This window comes from Desulfosarcina sp. BuS5, from assembly GCF_028752835.1.
Lineage (GTDB): Bacteria > Desulfobacterota > Desulfobacteria > Desulfobacterales > BuS5 > BuS5.
On sequence record NZ_CP087952.1, the window covers coordinates 1,413,383 to 1,429,951 of the forward strand.

General features: G+C 40.5%; 22 protein-coding genes. 6 read left to right on the forward strand and 16 right to left on the reverse strand.

Annotated features, from left to right (window positions below; translation table 11 throughout):
* Positions 1-66 precede the first annotated feature (66 nt).
* The 11 genes from BuS5_RS07025 to BuS5_RS07075 all read right to left on the reverse strand — a co-directional run bounded on the left by BuS5_RS07025 (position 67) and on the right by BuS5_RS07075 (position 6,842).
* Complete coding sequence (locus tag BuS5_RS07025) at positions 67-267, reverse strand: hypothetical protein (protein ID WP_027353181.1); 201 nt, start codon at positions 265-267, stop codon at positions 67-69.
* Between the two features lie 85 nt (positions 268-352).
* Complete coding sequence (locus BuS5_RS07030; protein WP_027353182.1) at positions 353-1,909, reverse strand: ATP-binding protein; 1,557 nt, start codon at positions 1,907-1,909, stop codon at positions 353-355.
* 99 nt (positions 1,910-2,008) lie between these two features.
* Positions 2,009-2,971 carry a hypothetical protein gene (locus tag BuS5_RS07035; RefSeq protein ID WP_027353183.1) on the reverse strand — a complete coding sequence of 321 codons (963 nt, stop codon included), beginning with the start codon at positions 2,969-2,971 and terminating at the stop codon, positions 2,009-2,011.
* 110 nt (positions 2,972-3,081) lie between these two features.
* A complete protein-coding gene (locus BuS5_RS07040) occupies positions 3,082-3,510 on the reverse strand; it encodes a type II toxin-antitoxin system VapC family toxin (RefSeq protein ID WP_051374606.1) in 429 nt (142 codons plus the stop codon).
* Entirely contained in the window at positions 3,507-3,785 is a 279-nt protein-coding gene (locus BuS5_RS07045; protein ID WP_027353184.1) for a type II toxin-antitoxin system Phd/YefM family antitoxin, read from the reverse strand. Before BuS5_RS07045 ends, BuS5_RS07040 begins: the two co-directional genes overlap by 4 nt.
* Positions 3,786-3,937: 152 nt before the next feature.
* Entirely contained in the window at positions 3,938-4,051 is a 114-nt protein-coding gene (locus tag BuS5_RS07050) for a GxxExxY protein (RefSeq protein ID WP_157487324.1), read from the reverse strand.
* The gene (locus BuS5_RS07055; RefSeq protein WP_027353185.1) at positions 4,041-5,351 is read right to left on the reverse strand and encodes a tetratricopeptide repeat protein; all 1,311 of its coding nucleotides are present in this window, start codon (positions 5,349-5,351) and stop codon (positions 4,041-4,043) included. The genes BuS5_RS07050 and BuS5_RS07055 overlap by 11 nt, the downstream gene beginning before the upstream one ends.
* Before the next feature lie 77 nt (positions 5,352-5,428).
* Positions 5,429-5,728, reverse strand: coding sequence for a HigA family addiction module antitoxin (locus BuS5_RS07060; protein ID WP_027353186.1), 300 nt, complete (start codon positions 5,726-5,728; stop codon positions 5,429-5,431).
* A complete protein-coding gene (locus BuS5_RS07065; protein WP_027353187.1) occupies positions 5,722-6,078 on the reverse strand; it encodes a type II toxin-antitoxin system VapC family toxin in 357 nt (118 codons plus the stop codon). The genes BuS5_RS07060 and BuS5_RS07065 overlap by 7 nt, the downstream gene beginning before the upstream one ends.
* A gap of 31 nt (positions 6,079-6,109) precedes the next feature.
* Positions 6,110-6,337, reverse strand: a complete 228-nt coding sequence (locus BuS5_RS07070) for a type II toxin-antitoxin system Phd/YefM family antitoxin (RefSeq protein ID WP_027353188.1) — start codon at positions 6,335-6,337, stop codon at positions 6,110-6,112.
* A 184-nt stretch (positions 6,338-6,521) separates the two neighbouring features.
* A complete protein-coding gene (locus BuS5_RS07075; RefSeq protein WP_027353189.1) occupies positions 6,522-6,842 on the reverse strand; it encodes a hypothetical protein in 321 nt (106 codons plus the stop codon).
* Positions 6,843-7,597: 755 nt separating this feature from the next.
* Between BuS5_RS07075 and ltrA the strand changes: the two genes are divergently transcribed.
* Positions 7,598-8,971, forward strand: coding sequence for a group II intron reverse transcriptase/maturase (gene ltrA / locus BuS5_RS07080; RefSeq protein ID WP_036019348.1), 1,374 nt, complete (start codon positions 7,598-7,600; stop codon positions 8,969-8,971).
* Positions 8,972-9,223: 252 nt separating this feature from the next.
* Here ltrA and BuS5_RS07085 read toward each other — a convergent pair whose 3' ends face one another.
* The 5 genes from BuS5_RS07085 to BuS5_RS07105 all read right to left on the reverse strand — a co-directional run bounded on the left by BuS5_RS07085 (position 9,224) and on the right by BuS5_RS07105 (position 11,852).
* Complete coding sequence (locus BuS5_RS07085; RefSeq protein ID WP_027354376.1) at positions 9,224-9,598, reverse strand: hypothetical protein; 375 nt, start codon at positions 9,596-9,598, stop codon at positions 9,224-9,226.
* A gap of 108 nt (positions 9,599-9,706) precedes the next feature.
* On the reverse strand, positions 9,707-9,985 hold the full coding sequence (locus BuS5_RS07090) for a hypothetical protein (protein WP_157487425.1): 279 nt from the start codon (positions 9,983-9,985) through the stop codon (positions 9,707-9,709).
* 932 nt (positions 9,986-10,917) lie between these two features.
* Entirely contained in the window at positions 10,918-11,211 is a 294-nt protein-coding gene (locus tag BuS5_RS07095; protein ID WP_027354373.1) for a hypothetical protein, read from the reverse strand.
* Positions 11,212-11,344: 133 nt separating this feature from the next.
* Positions 11,345-11,605 (reverse strand): Txe/YoeB family addiction module toxin, encoded by a 261-nt coding sequence (locus tag BuS5_RS07100; RefSeq protein WP_027354372.1) that lies wholly within the window; start codon positions 11,603-11,605, stop codon positions 11,345-11,347.
* On the reverse strand, positions 11,598-11,852 hold the full coding sequence (locus BuS5_RS07105; protein WP_027354371.1) for a type II toxin-antitoxin system Phd/YefM family antitoxin: 255 nt from the start codon (positions 11,850-11,852) through the stop codon (positions 11,598-11,600). The genes BuS5_RS07100 and BuS5_RS07105 overlap by 8 nt, the downstream gene beginning before the upstream one ends.
* A 747-nt stretch (positions 11,853-12,599) precedes the next feature.
* Here BuS5_RS07105 and BuS5_RS07110 point away from each other — a divergent pair.
* The 5 genes from BuS5_RS07110 to BuS5_RS07130 all read left to right on the forward strand — a co-directional run bounded on the left by BuS5_RS07110 (position 12,600) and on the right by BuS5_RS07130 (position 16,540).
* On the forward strand, positions 12,600-12,887 hold the full coding sequence (locus tag BuS5_RS07110) for a hypothetical protein (protein ID WP_198012277.1): 288 nt from the start codon (positions 12,600-12,602) through the stop codon (positions 12,885-12,887).
* A 2-nt stretch (positions 12,888-12,889) separates the two neighbouring features.
* Positions 12,890-13,156: an AAA family ATPase gene (locus BuS5_RS07115; protein ID WP_274428121.1), complete on the forward strand. Its 267-nt coding sequence runs from the start codon at positions 12,890-12,892 to the stop codon at positions 13,154-13,156.
* The gene (locus BuS5_RS07120) at positions 13,108-13,437 is read left to right on the forward strand and encodes a hypothetical protein (protein ID WP_084446082.1); all 330 of its coding nucleotides are present in this window, start codon (positions 13,108-13,110) and stop codon (positions 13,435-13,437) included. Before BuS5_RS07115 ends, BuS5_RS07120 begins: the two co-directional genes overlap by 49 nt.
* Before the next feature lie 183 nt (positions 13,438-13,620).
* Positions 13,621-14,925 carry a M24 family metallopeptidase gene (locus tag BuS5_RS07125; RefSeq protein ID WP_232223083.1) on the forward strand — a complete coding sequence of 435 codons (1,305 nt, stop codon included), beginning with the start codon at positions 13,621-13,623 and terminating at the stop codon, positions 14,923-14,925.
* Between the two features lie 193 nt (positions 14,926-15,118).
* On the forward strand, positions 15,119-16,540 hold the full coding sequence (locus BuS5_RS07130) for an ATP-binding cassette domain-containing protein (protein WP_084446077.1): 1,422 nt from the start codon (positions 15,119-15,121) through the stop codon (positions 16,538-16,540).
* The last annotated feature ends 29 nt before the right edge of the window (positions 16,541-16,569 follow it).

The following is a 16,569-nucleotide window of genomic DNA, read 5'->3' on the forward strand; positions in this document are numbered from 1 at the left end:
AATACTCAAACTGAAAAATCTGATTTGTGATAATAGCAGTTGATAATTGCAACGAATCAAGCGTTCTTAATCCCTCTCTTCACTTATATCATTAGAAAGATTACCCTTGATTTTTTTGGTCAATTCCTGCGCTTTTTCAAAGGACATCTGCGATAGTTCAACCTTTGGAATCAAAACTACCTTAACTTTCGTGTTGTCCTTAAATGGAATCTTATTTAATGCCAATTGACCGTGCCTGATTGAAGTTTCTGTAACAAATTGTGCCATTTTACTCTCCTCTCATCTATTATCCGATTCCTTGATCTTGCGACTATCATACTCTTTTTTTACTCATTTCCGGGTTTCAGTTTTTTTACCCTGAAATTTCCTCCTCCCACATAAAATTTTTTATATTTTTATCATCCCTGCTGAATTCTATGCCGACAAGATAAATCTTTTTCCCTTTTTGCTGATATTTCTCAGAATATTTTTTTCTTTTTATTTGTTCAAGGGCAGGCCCTTTGGTTTTATCAACCTCAATTACCTTGAACTCGATTATATAAATTTTATCGTCAAGTTTTATTGTTAAGTCAATTCTTCCCTTGTTTGTGGTATCTTCGGCTGTTACATCAAGACCCGTTGCAGTAAAATATGCATAAAAAATTGATGCGTAATATCCTTCATATTCTGAAATTCTGTTTTTTCTGTACCAGTCATGGGGGATTGAGGCAAAAAAGGAGTGAAAATTTTCATTTACTATTTCAAGATCACCTGCAGCAAGAGCTTTTCTGATATTAATCCAGGTTTTTGTTCTATCGGATATGGAGACCTGGCTGAGAGATTTAAGAATATATCTGTTCAGGCTTTTTTTAACTTCAAGATTAGGGTATGAAAGCGTGTAAACATATTCAGTATCAAGTTCAGCCTGATTTTTTATGGTAATATAGCCTGTCTGAAATAAAACAGTCTCAAGGGATAGATTATCAATCTCAAAACTGCCCAAAATTTCATCTCCCGCATTAAAAGATTCAAGATCCGGGACATAATATCTTCTCTCCTGAATAAGTTTTATCAAAAAAGAAGGGGTTCCGGTTTCAAACCAGTAATTTCGGAATTCACCTGTATCAAGATAAATCAAAACATCAAATGGATTGTAAACAGGTTCACCCAAAAAATTATAACCATTATACCACTCTTGAATTTTATTCAGATCAGCGAGTTTAAGAGGTTCCTTAAATACATATTCAAGTTCGTTTTGGGTATAACCGCAAATTGCTGAATAACGATTATCAAGGCTAATGTCCTTGAGATTATTCAACCCGCTGAAAATACTCACCTTGCTAAACCTTGAGACTCCGGTTAAAAATACAAATTTAAGGCAATTGTCCAAATCCTTGATAACGGAATAGAAATTTTTGAGTTTTTCCCTGATTTCAATGGCAAGGTCAGGTTTATCGATGTTGTCGAGGATCGGTTTGTCGTATTCATCTATCAGGATTACAACTTGCCGGTTTTGTTTTTCAAATATTTTTCTTACAAGCTCATCAAACCGGTCACTTATGTTTTTTTCTTTTAATTCAACCTTATATTCTTCTGCAAATCGGGAAAGAAGATAATTAAAACGCGAATTCAGGCTGTCAATATCCCTGAGTACGCCTGCTCCAAAACTGATATGCAGCACAGGAAACTGCTCATCCCAGTTCCAGTTGTTTTCAAGAAACAGACCTTTAAAATATTCTTTTCTGCCTGCAAATGCCTGGTGTAATGTATCGAGAAAAAGACTTTTCCCGAATCTTCTGGGACGGGAGAGAAAATAATAACCGGATTCTTCTTTAATTAGATTATAAACGAACTCGGTTTTATCCACGTAATAGAAATTGCTTGATCTTATTTTTTCAAAACTCTGGATTCCGATGGGATATTTTTTCATGTCTTATTCCTTTGATTATTTTATCACGAAAGCACGAAAGTACGAAAACACGAAAAATCCTCGTACACTTTGAGTGCAGAAATAAACGCAAATAATATTCTATAAAGTACTTCCTATTGCAACAAAAAGCGTGTCGCCCTTTTCATCCTCCCAGGTAACGACAACAGGCAGGGCCTTGACAATGCCTTTCACCTTTTCTTCTTTCACTGAAAAAAACTGCGACAGGAGAAGATATTTTTCTCCTTTTTCTGAAAGGGAGAGATACTCCTGATCAGCGAGGTATTCGACAGACGATATCTGAACACCTTTTTTAAGACCGAGCAAAGAGCGCAGGGCTTTAAGTCGGGCTATTTTTTCCGCCTTGTGATATGAATCCTTAATCAGCGCAGAGCCGACTGCAAGCAGGACTTTGCGATTATCTTCAAGCATAAAACCCCGTACTCCGCCGGTTTTGCAAAAAACAGGCGAGGCGCAGAGGATAGAAAGAAAAGGCTCTTCACCCTTCATGTTTCGCATGCGCAAAGAGTTGTTCGTGCCCATGCTCACAGGCTGAAGATTCTTGCAGTCCGAATTCTTGCAATTCGGGCCGGTTATTATCTTTCCCACAGCAGCGTAAAAAATTGCGTGATTTTTTGACCACCATGTGCCGATTATGGAAAGTTGTTCGATTTTTCCTTTCAGAGATGTTTCCGTGGCTTGAAAAAAAGAAGAAAATGCTGCGTCTTCTTTTGCGCCGCGAACGGTTGATACGTCGATGCCCCGGCCAAGCTCAAAGATAGCGGCTTTTGCTTGTATCTCGCAGATTCTTGCAAGCTTTGGCGTGTTATGAAGATCGGACGGATCAGGAAAAGCCTTGCCGATGCCGATTATGGCCTGGCCCGGGCCTTTTATTTCCAGCACGCGGGCGCCGCCTTCCTGCATAAAATCAGGCCGGGAATAAAGACATTCCTGGAATGCGGGTTCAATATTAACCTCCGGAAAGTCTTTTTTTTCCTGCGCCAGGGCAGGGAGGGAAAGGGTCAAAAGTATTAACAGGATTATTTTTATGCGTATGATTTTCATAATATCAAGTAAAAAATAGCGCCTGCGGTGGATTCGATTCGCTTAAGCCGCCAAAACATCTCACGCCAAAGCAAATCGCAGAATAATTTACCCCTGTTGCGACAGGGCGCTTATGGTAACGTTATCAGACCCTCTTTTCCGGCTGATTTGTTCAGGCTTTTGTCGTAACATGCAAAAACAAATTCTTCGTCAATTCTTTCCCGCACAATTAATGCCGAGGCGAGATGGATGGCATCAAATCCTTTAAGTGGATGCGTGGCTATCACTCTTTTAATGGTTTTGTTTAGAGCGCTTGTCACATCGACATGAATGAAACTTTTCCAGTCCTTTTCAAACGCTATTCGGATTGCTTTGAAAATGGATTGATCAATATCAGCCGTTTCCCTTTTTTTTCTATGGATGGCGGCCAGTGTTTCCGCATAGGCTGCAGTGGAAGTTATAATTGAACTTGTTTTTTTCCACAAACGTATTACCTCTGCGGAACCTTGTTCGTTGAAATATTTTTTAACTATAGCGCTTGTGTCAAGATAGAGAATCATCGCCGATCCTCACTGACCATTTCTGAGACCTGTTTTCCCGGAAGTTCGACAGGGATGGAGATGTCTCTATCGATCCGGTCTGCAGGTAAATTTACCAGGCCTTCCATTATCAGAGGCTGAAGCGCTCGTCTCAAGGAGGTCTTTTGGGTATCTTCGGGAATTATACGCGCAATCGGTTTGCCCCTGTCGGTAATCAGCACCTCTTCACCTTTTTTAACAAGGGTGAGGTAAGAACTCAACCGGTTCTTAAGCTCTTTTATCCCTGCTGTTTTCATAACGTTCACCTCTACATATTTGTAGCCACTTTGTTGCTATGGTAGCTATAATTAAATTGTGTGTCAAGAAGATTTGATCTCTTTGGGACTGCAATGCCGGTGGATTAAACAAAGCGACGAATCCACCAAAGTTAACAATATCAAACAATTATTCAGTTTGTAAATTTTTGATAAATACTTTCTAAAAAGCCGGGTCCAGGCTCTTTATGCACAGCAATTGCAGCGCCAATTATTTTTTCACTTAATCCTTCAAAATCATACCCCATAATTATTTCCCTTTTGCCCTTGCCCTTTTTCGTTCTTTCGTACTTTCGTGTTTTCGTGATTAAATTTTTCACGGCATCCCCGCACCCAATCATTCCCACTATTTTTCACAGCATCCTGCCCAAAATAATACTCTGCCGCCCGCATCAAACCCAGTTTCCCGCAGCATAATCCCAGATTTACCAGCGCAAAATCGTATTCCGGTTCAAGATTAAGCGCCTGCCGCAAAAACGGAAGCGCTGTTTCATATTTTCTTAGATGCCGATAACAGGCCCCGATTAAATTATATGTTTCAGGTGATAAAGGTTGTTTTTCACATGCCAAAAACAGCAGATCAATCACCCTGCCGACATCTTCGTCCGTCTTTGCCCGGTTAAACAGGTTTACAGCCTGGATGTATTCAGCGGCCGGCGGAGCGGGCTTTCCTGTTACTGCATGCCCAAAGCTTGCGACAATCAGATTTGACACAGGATTGTCTTTAAGACGTTTCATCTCGCTTTTCCACGCCAAAGGCCATATTTCCGACCATGCGTAGTATTCAGTATCAGGCGGGGCAGTGTATTGAGATAATATAAACTGATAAACCTCGGCTTCCGGGCAGCTCAAAGCTTTTAAATATGCAGCTTTCCGTTCAAGCGCGTTTTTAAAACAGCCGCCGTCCTGCAAACCATTTTCCGTTGTACAAAGGGCAAACTCTTTTTGATCATTATCTTTAAACCACTTTGTTATACGGTTTTTAATTTTATTATTTAAAGAGGAATGCTCCGGCACGTGACGCAGGCAAAAGGCAAGACCGGAAATTGAAGGATTGTCAATCACGATATAGCTAAAAATTGCCGAGGATAAATCGGGGAATTTACATTTTATATTGCTGACCTCCGCAAGGGGCGCCGCAAGCGTCGTGTAATGAATACGCTTTTTTTCCCATTGACGGATGACGGTGATGCCTTTGATATGGTCATCGGCCGCAAACGGGGCAAAAATTTGAATAAACTGAAGCTGCTCATCAGGTTTAAGATCTGCAATCAGGTCTTTGCAGGATGAGGCAATCTGAATCATTTGAAGCGCGCGCAGAAAAGATTTTTTGCGGGCGATTTCATGGGCCTTGTCTGCCCGGATATTTTCCGCGCCGGCCGTAGCGGTGGCAAATAAAAAATTTCCTTTTTGCGCCGTGCCGGACCGGGTCCTGATTATTTCAGGCACGTTTTGCCACTTTGGTTCTCCGGCCATGGCTGCAAGAGGGATAAAAATCGCTGCAAACAAGGTCAGGGCGGCAATTATGATTTTGTGTATTGGTTTCATGTTTTATAGAAATTTTTCCACTCGTTCCCACTGTCCTGCATGATAATGCATGTTTTAAAGTTCTGCCTTATACGTTCTTATGCCGAAGCTTGACGCCGGACTACCTTTTTGATTTTCGAGGAGAGCGCATCTTCTGCTGCATCAAGATCATATTCCATTTGGAGCCCGGGCCAGAATGATGGGGAATTGCCAAAACAGGCCGCAAGACGAAGAGCCGTATCCGCGGTTATGCTTCTTTTACAATTGACTATTTCGTTTATACGGCGCGTAGAGACGGCAAGGTCTCCGGCAAGCTGATTTTGGCTTATATTCATCGGTTTGAGAAAATCTTCAAAAAGAACCTCGCCGGGATGAATTGGGGAAATTTTATTTACCATATAATATCAACAGGATAAATTTTAAAAGCATAATCGCAGGTAATAATAGGAATTCTTTCGGAAATTCCCTGCGCAATAATAAGTCTGTCAAACGGATCCCTGTGATGAAATGGAAGTTTCATCATTTCAGAAAAATGCTTTAGATTTATTTGAAGAATATCAATTTCGTTTTCTTCAATTTTTTCAGAAATAAGCACTTCAAAACATTTGTAGAATTCAAGTTTGCCTATACTGATTTTAATTGCTGTTTCCCATAAGCTTGCCACACTCATAACAAGCTCATTTTCAAAACTCTCTATAAATTTTCTGGCTTCGTTGCTTAATTTTTTATTGCCTCCGATAAACCACAGAAAGGCACTTTTGTATCAAGTATTGCGCGCATTAAATGTAATCCCGGAAATCTTCAGGTGTTTTATCAAAGTCGGCGGCCATTTTTATTAAACCTTTTGCGCTTCCGAACAAACGCTTTTTTTTATGCTTTTTCATAAGTGCAATCAATTTTACAACTGGTTGACCTTGTTTTGTTATTATAATTTCATTTCCTTCGATAGTTTGTTCAATAAGAGCCGAAAAACTGTTTTTAGCTTGTTCAATATCAATATTGAGCATTATTCCTCCTGCAGTATTTTCATTTTTTCAGTTATTAGCGCAAAGAGACTCCAATGTCTCTGCCAAACTTATTTTAGCTGATTTTATAACACGCAATGTTATGCAACAAGTTGTTTTTCCCTCAATTCCACGGAGAACCGTGGGAATAAGAATCTTCCACCTCCTGCCTGCCTCATAAACTCCATTATCTCACCTTGGAAAGCGGTGTTTCTCCACTTAATCTATTATTCATTTTGGGTTTCTGTTTTCCCCCGGTTAATACCATGATCTTTTTTCTCAAATAGTTATCTATTTCGTTTATATCTACCCATTCATCACCGTTTTTGTTTGCCGCGCCTTTGAGCCCATTGATCAGGCAATGAGTAAAAACCCCGCCGTCCCATTTTTTATTTTCAAGGGAATAGCCTTCCGTGCTCGATGCCGAGAAGGTTACAACACCCGTTTGGCTGATCTTGCTCAACGCACCTGCAAGCCCGTTAATCCTTTCATTAACATCACAGTACACACCAATATCCCTCCTCGTGCCAAGATAAATCCGAATCGTTGGGATAAGACACAAGGTCTTTGAAACTCGATATTGTTACCAAGTGGGTGCTCGGGAAACGGTTTGTTTCCTTCATCTCTGCAGGGCTTGCTCTGGCATTGATGTTAAGATAGTCCCACCTGACTAAAGACTAACCAGCAGGTCAGTAGCGAAGTCCACAGGTAAACCCGGTAACGGGAGTCTGGAGCTGGACGGAGCAAGATTGCAGGCTCTGTATTGAGCCCCGAAAAATGTATGGTTGTGGTCATTGTGATAATCCTGCTTGCAGGAAAAAGCCGACGCTTTGGAGACAGCGGAAGGCAGCAGTCCTGAATATGCTAAGGCAAGTATTCAGGACACCACCGGGGTCTTAGACCAGGGCATGTACTCAAAGGGGTAGCTCGGGAACTTGGGAGACCCGGATGTTTCCTTGGGTAAAAAGAACGGTAACAGGAAATCCAGCGCAAGCGAAATCCCGGCGTTGCATAGGAATGTCCCGCCTTGCAACGAGTCTGCCATTGGCAGAAACACAAACATTAAAAGATGGGCGATACAAGGTATCAGGGGAGGATAGCGAAGAGCGAACGAACCTGAGATAAACATTCGGAAGTCTTAGCAGATCATAGTACCGATGATTAAGAATTGAACTATCTTGATCGGAAAGGTGGGGAAGTGATGCCCAAGCGACCCACTGCAGGGAAGGTGAAGCAGGGTATAACGTTTTTTTGGCAGGAATTATGGGAGATACACAGATGTCACAAACCATATCAACAAAAAGCCGAGAAATTGCAAGAACGGTCGCTTGCAATTCCAGACCGATAGAATGGGGACAACCACCGGTGTTAACAGGTGGGTCATCCCTTATCAAAATCGAGCTGCTTGCTCAAAGTAATCCTGAACTGGTATTTACATCAGTAGTCCATCGGATAGACTTTGATTTACTGAAACAATCCTTTCGTAAAATTCGGAAAAGCAAATCTGCAGGAGTGGACAAGGTTACGGCAAAGGAGTATGCCGAAAATCTTGATCAAAACCTCTATAATCTGTATGAACGACTGCGGAGAGGACAGTACGTTGCGTCTCCTGTAAAGCGTATCTGGATAGACAAGGAAGGAGGGAAAAAGCGTCCAATTGGCATACCTGTACTTGAGGATAAAATTGTCCAGAAAGCAGCAGCAGCCATATTGAATGTCATATTTGACAGGAATTTTTACAATTTTTCCCATGCATTCAGAAAAGGTCGGAGCCAACACATGGCAATCAAAGATTTACGTGAGCAATGCTTGAAGCAGAATATCAGCTGGATAGTAAGCGCAGATATTACAGGACTATTTGACAATATTAATCACGAGTTACTTAAAGACATGATACGTCGGAGAGTAAGTGACGGCGGAATGATTCGCCTGATAGGGAAGTGGTTGAATGCAGGCGTAATGGAGGAAGGCAACCTGACGTACTCTGAAACGGGCACTCCACAGGGAGGAGTAATTTCCCCTGTGCTCAGTAATATCTTTCTTCATTATGTTTTAGATGACTGGTACGTGAAAGAAGTGATCCCCCGGATGAAAGGGAGATGCTCCATCATACGCTGGGCGGATGATTTCATCCTCGGGTTCGAGTATGAAAAAGACGCATTGCGTGTCATGGATGTATTACCCAGGCGGTTCGAACAGTTCGAGCTGTCACTTCACCCGGAAAAGACAAAACTGATTCGATTTTCCAAACGCATTAGCGGAAAGGGAAACGGGACGTTTGATTTTTTAGGGTTTACATTTTACTGGTCAAAATCATTAAAAGGGTACATGGTAATAAAGAAAAAGACGGCAAGAAAGCGTTCAAGCCGTTTTATGAAGAGAATATGGATATGGTGCAAGGATAACCGTCATAAGCCAATGGCCGAGCAGTATGAGATTCTTTGCAGTAAACTGCGAGGTTTTTACCAGTACTTTGGAGTAATAAGTAACTACAAAGTGCTGGAAGTTGTGTTTGAATATACTGAGAAAGCATGGCGTCGATGGTTAAGCCGAAGAAGTCACAAGGGCGAAGTAATGTTCGAGGACTTGCGCACAACATACCCACTGCCATTACCCAGAATAGTCCATAATATTTGATGCCGTAAGGGCTGCAAAGTTATACGCCAAACGGGGTGTCGCCTGTTTGGTTGATAATCCGGTAAAAAGGATTTGAACCGAGGAACCGTATGAGGGAAATCTTCACGTACGGGTCTGTAGGGGGGGCGTCGGGTAACCGATGCTCCTACCTGGAAACTATGATTTCTGCGTTTGCGGTTGATGCAAATCCGATCAAAAGACAAATTACACCAATAATGCTTAAAAGCCTGGTCCCCATAACCCAAATTCCCTTTATTCCGGTTCAGTGTAAAATAATACTACGGCTGCATATGCTGTATACCTATTCTTATATACTGATATTTTGTGATACATATCCGGGGTAAGCAGGGAAAAATTGATCTCACCATCTGCAATACGCCAACCGCCAGCGAAACTTAAATCACCAAGCTCCACCCCATCAATTTTAAGATTGGAGGTTGCGTTGTAAGAAGAATTATTAGTAAAATGATAAAGCGACCACATTGCTTTATGTATGGTATAATCGCCTGGGATATTGATCCTGAATGTTTCGGGCACATTACTCCCTTCATCGGAAATAATTTTAATCAGTTTTGCATTTGGAACCCGGTAATCATAATAGTTGACATCTCCAGGGCTGACAGACATTGCATCACATATTTTGCTTAAAGCATCCTCAAGGTTCGATCCTGAAAGCGAAAGGTGGCCGCCTGAATAATGCCTCCAGTCAATAATTTTGGTTGCCGGTTCAGTATTTCAATAATAGGCAATCATGCCCCCGGTTGTGTCAAGATATACATGCACATCATAGGTTTCATTATAATCCGCCAGGCTGACTGAGCCGATAATATATGTTGCCGTTTTTATTTCAATGTTTTTATAAGCTGTCGCGGCAAGATCCAAATCAACCGCGGCTACATGTGTATAAGCTGAAATCCCTGCTTCTTCTTCCAGGAAAGAAGCCGCCAGGGAAACCCCTGGAATCATCAGCATTAAAAACATTGATACGATAATAATTCTTTTAAATTTCATCATTAATCTCCTTTGCTTTATTAATGGAAAAGCTCTGCCCCCCCGGTAAAATAAATTTTTATTTCTCGTTTCCAGGCTCCGGCCTGGGAACATAATTGCGTTGGAAACTCCGGCTTCCCGAAACAGAACTTGAAGCTGGAGCTTCAAGTTCAAGTCTGTTCTTAAACTTGAGTTTGAGAACAAGAAAAATTTAAAATAAATGTAATTTAAGGAATGGATAAAATTGAATGCTTTAAAGCGGCATTAATTTTTAAATTTAATAAAAGATGCAATAATTATGCCAAATTAATAAAAAATATTATTTGTTTATTTATCAACAGGTTATCGAAAAACAGAAAGTTCGGTTTATGAAAAATATGTAATAAACTTCACAATTGTTATATATTTTGTTACATACATATATAATAAATGTAACACTCATAGAAGCTGTCAACAAATCTTCAAAATGATAATTTTGTCGAAAACACAGCTACCGGATTAAGAGGGAGTTACATTGTAGGGTGGGCACTGCCCACCGTTTTACCTGATTTGCGGTAATTGCCATTAATGGTGGGCAATGCCCACCTTACGAATTGCTTCGTTTAAAGTTTGTAGTTAAAAATGGGGATATGGTTCTCACAAATGTTTGATTTAAGAGTTGCATAATTTCGGGTATTGCTGGGGTAGGGGCAGAATCCATTTCTGCCCTTGTATCATTTTGGCGGATATGGATGGGGCGGAGCGGATATGGACAGGGCGGATATGGAATCCGCCCCTACGTTCGTGAATATGGTTTGGTATAATGACAAATTTATGCCATTGAATATTGTGGAAATCATTCGGTATTTCGTTCCAAATCCGATGGACCATCATTCCCGCGTCATTCAATATCACCTAATATTTTTGATCGGTTTTGAGTACAAATGGTGATAAAATACAATCCCGGTTGGGAATAATCATATCCTTTCAAGCGAATGGATCGGCGGCGGTGGATGTCCGGATTGTATTTTGCCATTTTGATTTACCTTTGTTTTCCATTGCGGCACGCCCTGAGTTAGGTTGCGGGTAAAGTCCGCCTTGGCACCATTATATCCACAAAAGCCCGTTTCCTTTTCAAGTGGATTGATAATTCCCAAATTTTCAATCCACTTGAAATTTTTAATATTAGCAGTAGCCAATTTTAAATTGTGTATTAATGCCGTAGCAGCAATAATTGCATCACCTAACCCGGACAAGCCGGAACCAAACAAGTTTGCAGGAAAAACTGGATGATATATTTTTTTCCATTATCAATCGGATATCTTGTACTATCTCATTCCAAGGTAAAATTGTATTTTTTTTTGTCCCCCTTCCAGCAGCTTGTTCGATTTTTTCAAGTTTGGTTTAATAGTGATATCTACATGAAATAATAGCGATAAAATTGTCATTGACAGCATATACTAAACGATTTGTGTCATCTATTCGACGAGACCAAAACCCAGACAAATTTTCACGCAATGGTTCAGGTTTTCCTATTCCCACAAAAGGTTCTCTTTTCGTATCTTCAATCAGTTTATTAATTCGCTTAAGTGTTTTTCTATCTTGCGATTGCCAATAGAGATATCCTTGCCATGCTTCATCAGTCCAAGCAAGTATCCTACTCAACTATCAATTCCTTTTCTTGAACTTTTCCATTTTTATATTGTTCAATTGATTTTGATAGATGAGCAGCATTAGCAGGCGATCTGAGAAGATGGAATGTCTCCATATAACTATTGAAGGTGTCTAAGGACATTACCACCGCATTTTCTGAATCCCGCCGAGTGATTATAGTGTAGTTAGCATCATCAACGACTTGATCTAAAACGGATTTTAAATTGTTTCTGGCTTCACTAAAATTGACAACTCGCATAATACCCTCCTTATTTGCATTATTTAATATATACCAAATTTATTTTAAATTGTACAATATTTTGTGCAAGTTGCGGAAAAATTTTAGAACCTATCAAGGTATCCTGTTTAAATTTCGGGGTAAAATTTTGTGATATTAAAGCATATTATTAAAAATAGATTACACTTTTAACAATTTTTGCTTTTTCGTTCCCATGCTCCAGCGTGGAAACCAGGGAGTGTAACCAAAACAGCACAGAGCACCAAGCCATAATTGAAATTTTTACCTACGTAGGGGCGGATTTCATATCCGCCCCTACGGTTATTTCAATGATTCCGTGAATATGGTTTGATATAATGACAAATTTATGCAATTGAATATTGTGGAAATCATTCGTTATTTCGTTCCAAATCCGATGGACCATCATTCGCGCGTCATTCAATATCACCTGATAATTTTGATCGGTTTTGGGTACAAATGGTGATAAAATACAATCCCGGTTGGGGATAATTATATCCTTTCAACCGAATGGATCGGCGGCGGTGGATGTCCGGATTGTATTTTGCCATTTTGATTTACCTTTGTTTTCAATTGCGACACGCCCTAAGGGCTCGCCCAAAAATAACTTTACATTTTAAGCGTCGATGTATCCTGCCTGACTGCGTTACGAAAGCGTAGAAATATTTTGATATTCCTACGTTTTCGCGCCTTGCCAGGCAGGCGCCTCAACACTTAAAATTGCGAACTTATTTTTGGGCGAACCCTAAGTTGGGTTGCGGGCAAAGCCCGCCTGAGCACCATTATATCCGAAGCCCGTTTAATTTTAAAGAGGACGGTATTCTTATCATTAAAGCGGAGCGGTTTCGCACGCAGGCTCTGAATCGTCAGGACGCAATCAATCGTTTGACCGGGTTGATCAGGGAAGCCCTGAAAGAACCGAAAATTCGGAGAAAGACAAAACCTTCAGTATCATCAAAAAGGCGCATGCTGGACGGCAAACGTCACAGAAGTAATCTCAAAAAGTTACGAAAACTTGCTCAAACTACTGATGATTAACCATGCAGGGTGGGCATTGCCCACCCTGCTATTATTACGGGCAATCAATCCGGCCGAAATCTTCCGAAACTTCCGGTTCCATGTTTGACCGTGTTTTTATAACAGGTGTTTTACCTGTTGTTATGAGCGATATTACAAGCGGGTATAATATTGCACAGAATATTTATTTTGAGCCTGAGTTTAATGATCTGTGCGGGTTTAAAATGATATTATCTACATCATGGATTCTGAAACTGAAATTGATCGCAGATATGCAGATCTTGTCATGATCATCAGGCCGGATAAAAGATACGGCAAAGTATTTGATGTTTTGATCGAATTCAAGTTTGTAAAGTTAAAGGATGCAGGAATGAGCGCTGATAAGGCACGAAAACTGTCTGACGATGAATTAAGGCTGATTCCTGAAATTACAAACCGGATAAAGGATGGTGCAAAGCAGGTGCAAGAGTATGGAAAAAAGCTTGAACAAAAGTATGGGAACTTAAGGCTGCAGAAATTTGTAGTTGTGGCCCTGGGGTTTGAAAGGGTATACTTTAAAAAGTTGCACTAAGGATCGCAAATTAAATAACTTGAACAATATTATTTGTCTTTTGGCCCATCTGCTGTGTTGCATTAAAGGCCGAATACTTCGAGTATTCAACCTTTAATGCGCCTTGCAGATGAACCAAAATCCTTCATAATCTTTGTCCAGTTTATTTAATCTCCGATCCTAAATAGAAAGGGTGCGGCTCTTATGAAACAAGTTAAAATAGTTGCAAATAGAGGGGTTAAGCATTATCAGTTTTATAAAAGTTCAATATCTAAAGAGATGGAAATATTTAAAAAGGGGTTAAATTATATGACAGGATTAAAATATACGCCAGCTGTAGAAATTGAAGCAAGGATTGTGAAATTCCAGGATGGTTTGATCCAACTTGGTTTTGATGCAGCATTGATAACCCAGCATACAAATCTTTTTTATCTTAGCGGTACATCCCAGAGCAGTCATCTTTTTGTGCCGGCCTCAGGCGAGCCTTTATTAATGGTAAGAAAGAGCTTTCAAAGGGCAAAGGAAGAATCGCCCATAAAAGATATTATTAATATTGGGAGCATTAGAAAAATACCTGATGTTTTAAAAAAAGCGGGTTTTAAAACATCAGGTATTATCGGCATGGAACTTGATGTTATCCCTTATAATAACTGCCTTTTTTATCAGAAGATTTTTAGTGATTATGAGATAATGGACGTATCCGACCTGATTAAAAAGTTGAGACTTATAAAATCTCCTTATGAAGTAGGGCTGTTAAGGGGTGCATGTGGTGTTATTGATGCTGTCTTTAAGGAAACGCCTTGTATGCTGAGACAGGGGATGACTGAAGTTGAGCTTGCAAGTCTTTTTGAGGCAGGGATGCGACGCCGGGGATATGGCGGAAATTGCAGGATGCGCGCCTTTAATCAGGATTTTTCCTTTGGGAATATTACCTCCGGCAAAAATGGCGCCATAGCCACATACTTTGACGGGCCTGTTGGCGGGGCAGGACTTACACCAGCGAATCTGCCCCATGGCGCGGGGTGGAAGGAGATTGGCCTGAATGAGCCTATATACATAGACTATACCTGTGTTGTGGACGGCTATACAGCAGATGAAACAAGGATGTTTGTAATCGGCAATATCTCTTCAGATTTGAAAGATGCTTTTATGGCTGCGCTGGCAATTCAGGATGAACTTGTTAAAATGGCGGTGCCCGGTGTCGAGTGCGGAGAACTTTATGAAAAGGCTGTCAGCCTTGCGGAAGGGTTTGGCCTGGCCGGACATTTTATGGGAATGGGAAGCGAAGGGGTAAGGTTTGTTGGCCATGGAGTAGGGCTTGAACTTGATGAATGGCCTATTTTTGCAAAGGGGGTTAAAATGAAACTTGAGCCGGGCATGACATTTGCCATTGAGCCCAAATTTGTTTTTTCTGATGGCGCAATAGGTATTGAGAATACATTTGTGATGGAAAAAGGCGGTGTTCAGGTTTTAACGCACGCCAGCCAGGATATTGTCTCTGTTTCTTAGGGCACGCTATAGATTGTCACATCAATAATTTTACAAGGCCAGGGTGAGGAAGGCACCTGGCTGATATTCCAAGGATTGTTTTTTTGAGCATAACTCATAGATTGGGCAAAAAGACCATTTGTGGATGGACACTGTTTAAGATTGTACACGCGGTTATACATCTGCGCTACGCAATAAACAGGTTATAATAATTATGACACATGCAGTAATTATCTCACATATATATAAAAATTTTGGTGCACTGCAGGCTCTTAAAGATATTAACTTTACCATAGATCAAAATACCTATTTCGGTTTGATAGGACCAAACGGCGCAGGGAAATCTACACTTATAAATATTATGAGCGGATTGTCCCACGCCACCAGGGGTTCTATTGATATAATGGGATACAATGTCCGCTCAAATTGGAAAAAAGCCAGACAGTCTATAGGTGTTGTACCACAGGAACTGATTTATGATTCATTTTTTACGGTGCGTGAAATGTTACGCCTTCAGTCCGGTTATTTCGGACACGGTACTGAGAATTATCCATGGATTGATGAATTAATAGAAACCCTTGATCTTACCGACAAAACCAATGAAAATCTGCATCGGCTTTCCGGAGGCATGAAAAGAAGGGTTCTTATTGCCCAGGCCCTTGTACATAAACCAAAGGTTATTGTTCTGGACGAACCCACTGCAGGGGTTGATGTTGGTTTGCGCCAGGTTTTATGGCAATTCACCAAAAAACTGCACAGGGAAGGCCACACCATACTTTTAACCACGCATTATCTTGAAGAAGCAGAATCCTTATGCCAAAAGATCGCCATACTCGATAAAGGCCGTCTTGTTGCTATAGACAAAACCAGGGCATTGCTTGAACTTTATCCATACAAATTATTAAATATAAAATTTGCTGGGGACAAGAAGGTCTCAATTCAGACTATTTTAGCTCCGGTGGTGACTTCTCTGCTTTATATGCTTGTTTTTGCTTCGGTAATGAAAGAACATCCGGAAATTTACAGCGGTATTGAATATACTGAATTCTTTATTCCAGGCCTGATAATGATGGCAGTACTTCAAAATGCTTTTGCCAACAGCTCATCCAGTCTGTTTCAGTCCAAGCAAAACGGGAGTATTACTTTTATTTTACTTGCACCACTGTCCAGTTTTGAGTTTTTTTTGGCATATATTGCTTCATCAATAGTAAGAGGTTTGTTCGTAGGTATTGGGGTGTGGGTAGTTTCATGTTTTTTTGCCGTGCTGCCGGTGAATAATATTTTGGTTATATTCTGCTTTGCTGTTATTGGAAGCGGTGTTCTGGGCGCGCTTGGGCTTATAGCTTCTATATGGGCAGTTAAGTGGGATCATATCGCAGCGTTTCAGAATTTTATAATTCTGCCGCTTTCTTTTCTAAGTGGAGTCTTTTTTTCAATAAAATCCCTGTCTCCTTTCTGGAGCAGGTTATCTTTTTTTAACCCTTTTTTTTATTTGATAGATGGCTTCAGATTTGGGTTTCTTGGTGTTTCAGAAATATGTTCACTGCTGAGTTTTTTGGTTTCCGGTTTTTTTTTCTTACTGGTAAGCTGTCTTTGTATAATCATGCTGAAAACTGGATATAAACTCAGAACATAGGCTCTTCTTCGGCGAAAAGCATAAAATCA

Excerpts from the sequence above, each read along its gene's own strand:
- BuS5_RS07025 (WP_027353181.1), bottom strand. The coding sequence starts at position 267 with ATGGCACAATTTGTTACAGAAACTTCAATCAGGCACGGTCAATTGGCA.
- BuS5_RS07030 (WP_027353182.1), bottom strand. The coding sequence starts at position 1,909 with ATGAAAAAATATCCCATCGGAATCCAGAGTTTTGAAAAAATAAGATCA.
- BuS5_RS07035 (WP_027353183.1), bottom strand. The coding sequence starts at position 2,971 with ATGAAAATCATACGCATAAAAATAATCCTGTTAATACTTTTGACCCTT.
- BuS5_RS07040 (WP_051374606.1), bottom strand. The coding sequence starts at position 3,510 with ATGATTCTCTATCTTGACACAAGCGCTATAGTTAAAAAATATTTCAAC.
- BuS5_RS07045 (WP_027353184.1), bottom strand. The coding sequence starts at position 3,785 with ATGAAAACAGCAGGGATAAAAGAGCTTAAGAACCGGTTGAGTTCTTAC.
- BuS5_RS07050 (WP_157487324.1), bottom strand. The coding sequence starts at position 4,051 with ATGGGGTATGATTTTGAAGGATTAAGTGAAAAAATAATTGGCGCTGCA.
- BuS5_RS07055 (WP_027353185.1), bottom strand. The coding sequence starts at position 5,351 with ATGAAACCAATACACAAAATCATAATTGCCGCCCTGACCTTGTTTGCA.
- BuS5_RS07060 (WP_027353186.1), bottom strand. The coding sequence starts at position 5,728 with ATGGTAAATAAAATTTCCCCAATTCATCCCGGCGAGGTTCTTTTTGAA.
- BuS5_RS07070 (WP_027353188.1), bottom strand. The coding sequence starts at position 6,337 with ATGCTCAATATTGATATTGAACAAGCTAAAAACAGTTTTTCGGCTCTT.
- ltrA (WP_036019348.1), top strand. The coding sequence starts at position 7,598 with ATGGGAGATACACAGATGTCACAAACCATATCAACAAAAAGCCGAGAA.
- BuS5_RS07085 (WP_027354376.1), bottom strand. The coding sequence starts at position 9,598 with ATGTCTGTCAGCCCTGGAGATGTCAACTATTATGATTACCGGGTTCCA.
- BuS5_RS07090 (WP_157487425.1), bottom strand. The coding sequence starts at position 9,985 with ATGATGAAATTTAAAAGAATTATTATCGTATCAATGTTTTTAATGCTG.
- BuS5_RS07105 (WP_027354371.1), bottom strand. The coding sequence starts at position 11,852 with ATGCGAGTTGTCAATTTTAGTGAAGCCAGAAACAATTTAAAATCCGTT.
- BuS5_RS07115 (WP_274428121.1), top strand. The coding sequence starts at position 12,890 with ATGCAGGGTGGGCATTGCCCACCCTGCTATTATTACGGGCAATCAATC.
- BuS5_RS07120 (WP_084446082.1), top strand. The coding sequence starts at position 13,108 with ATGGATTCTGAAACTGAAATTGATCGCAGATATGCAGATCTTGTCATG.
- BuS5_RS07125 (WP_232223083.1), top strand. The coding sequence starts at position 13,621 with ATGAAACAAGTTAAAATAGTTGCAAATAGAGGGGTTAAGCATTATCAG.
- BuS5_RS07130 (WP_084446077.1), top strand. The coding sequence starts at position 15,119 with ATGACACATGCAGTAATTATCTCACATATATATAAAAATTTTGGTGCA.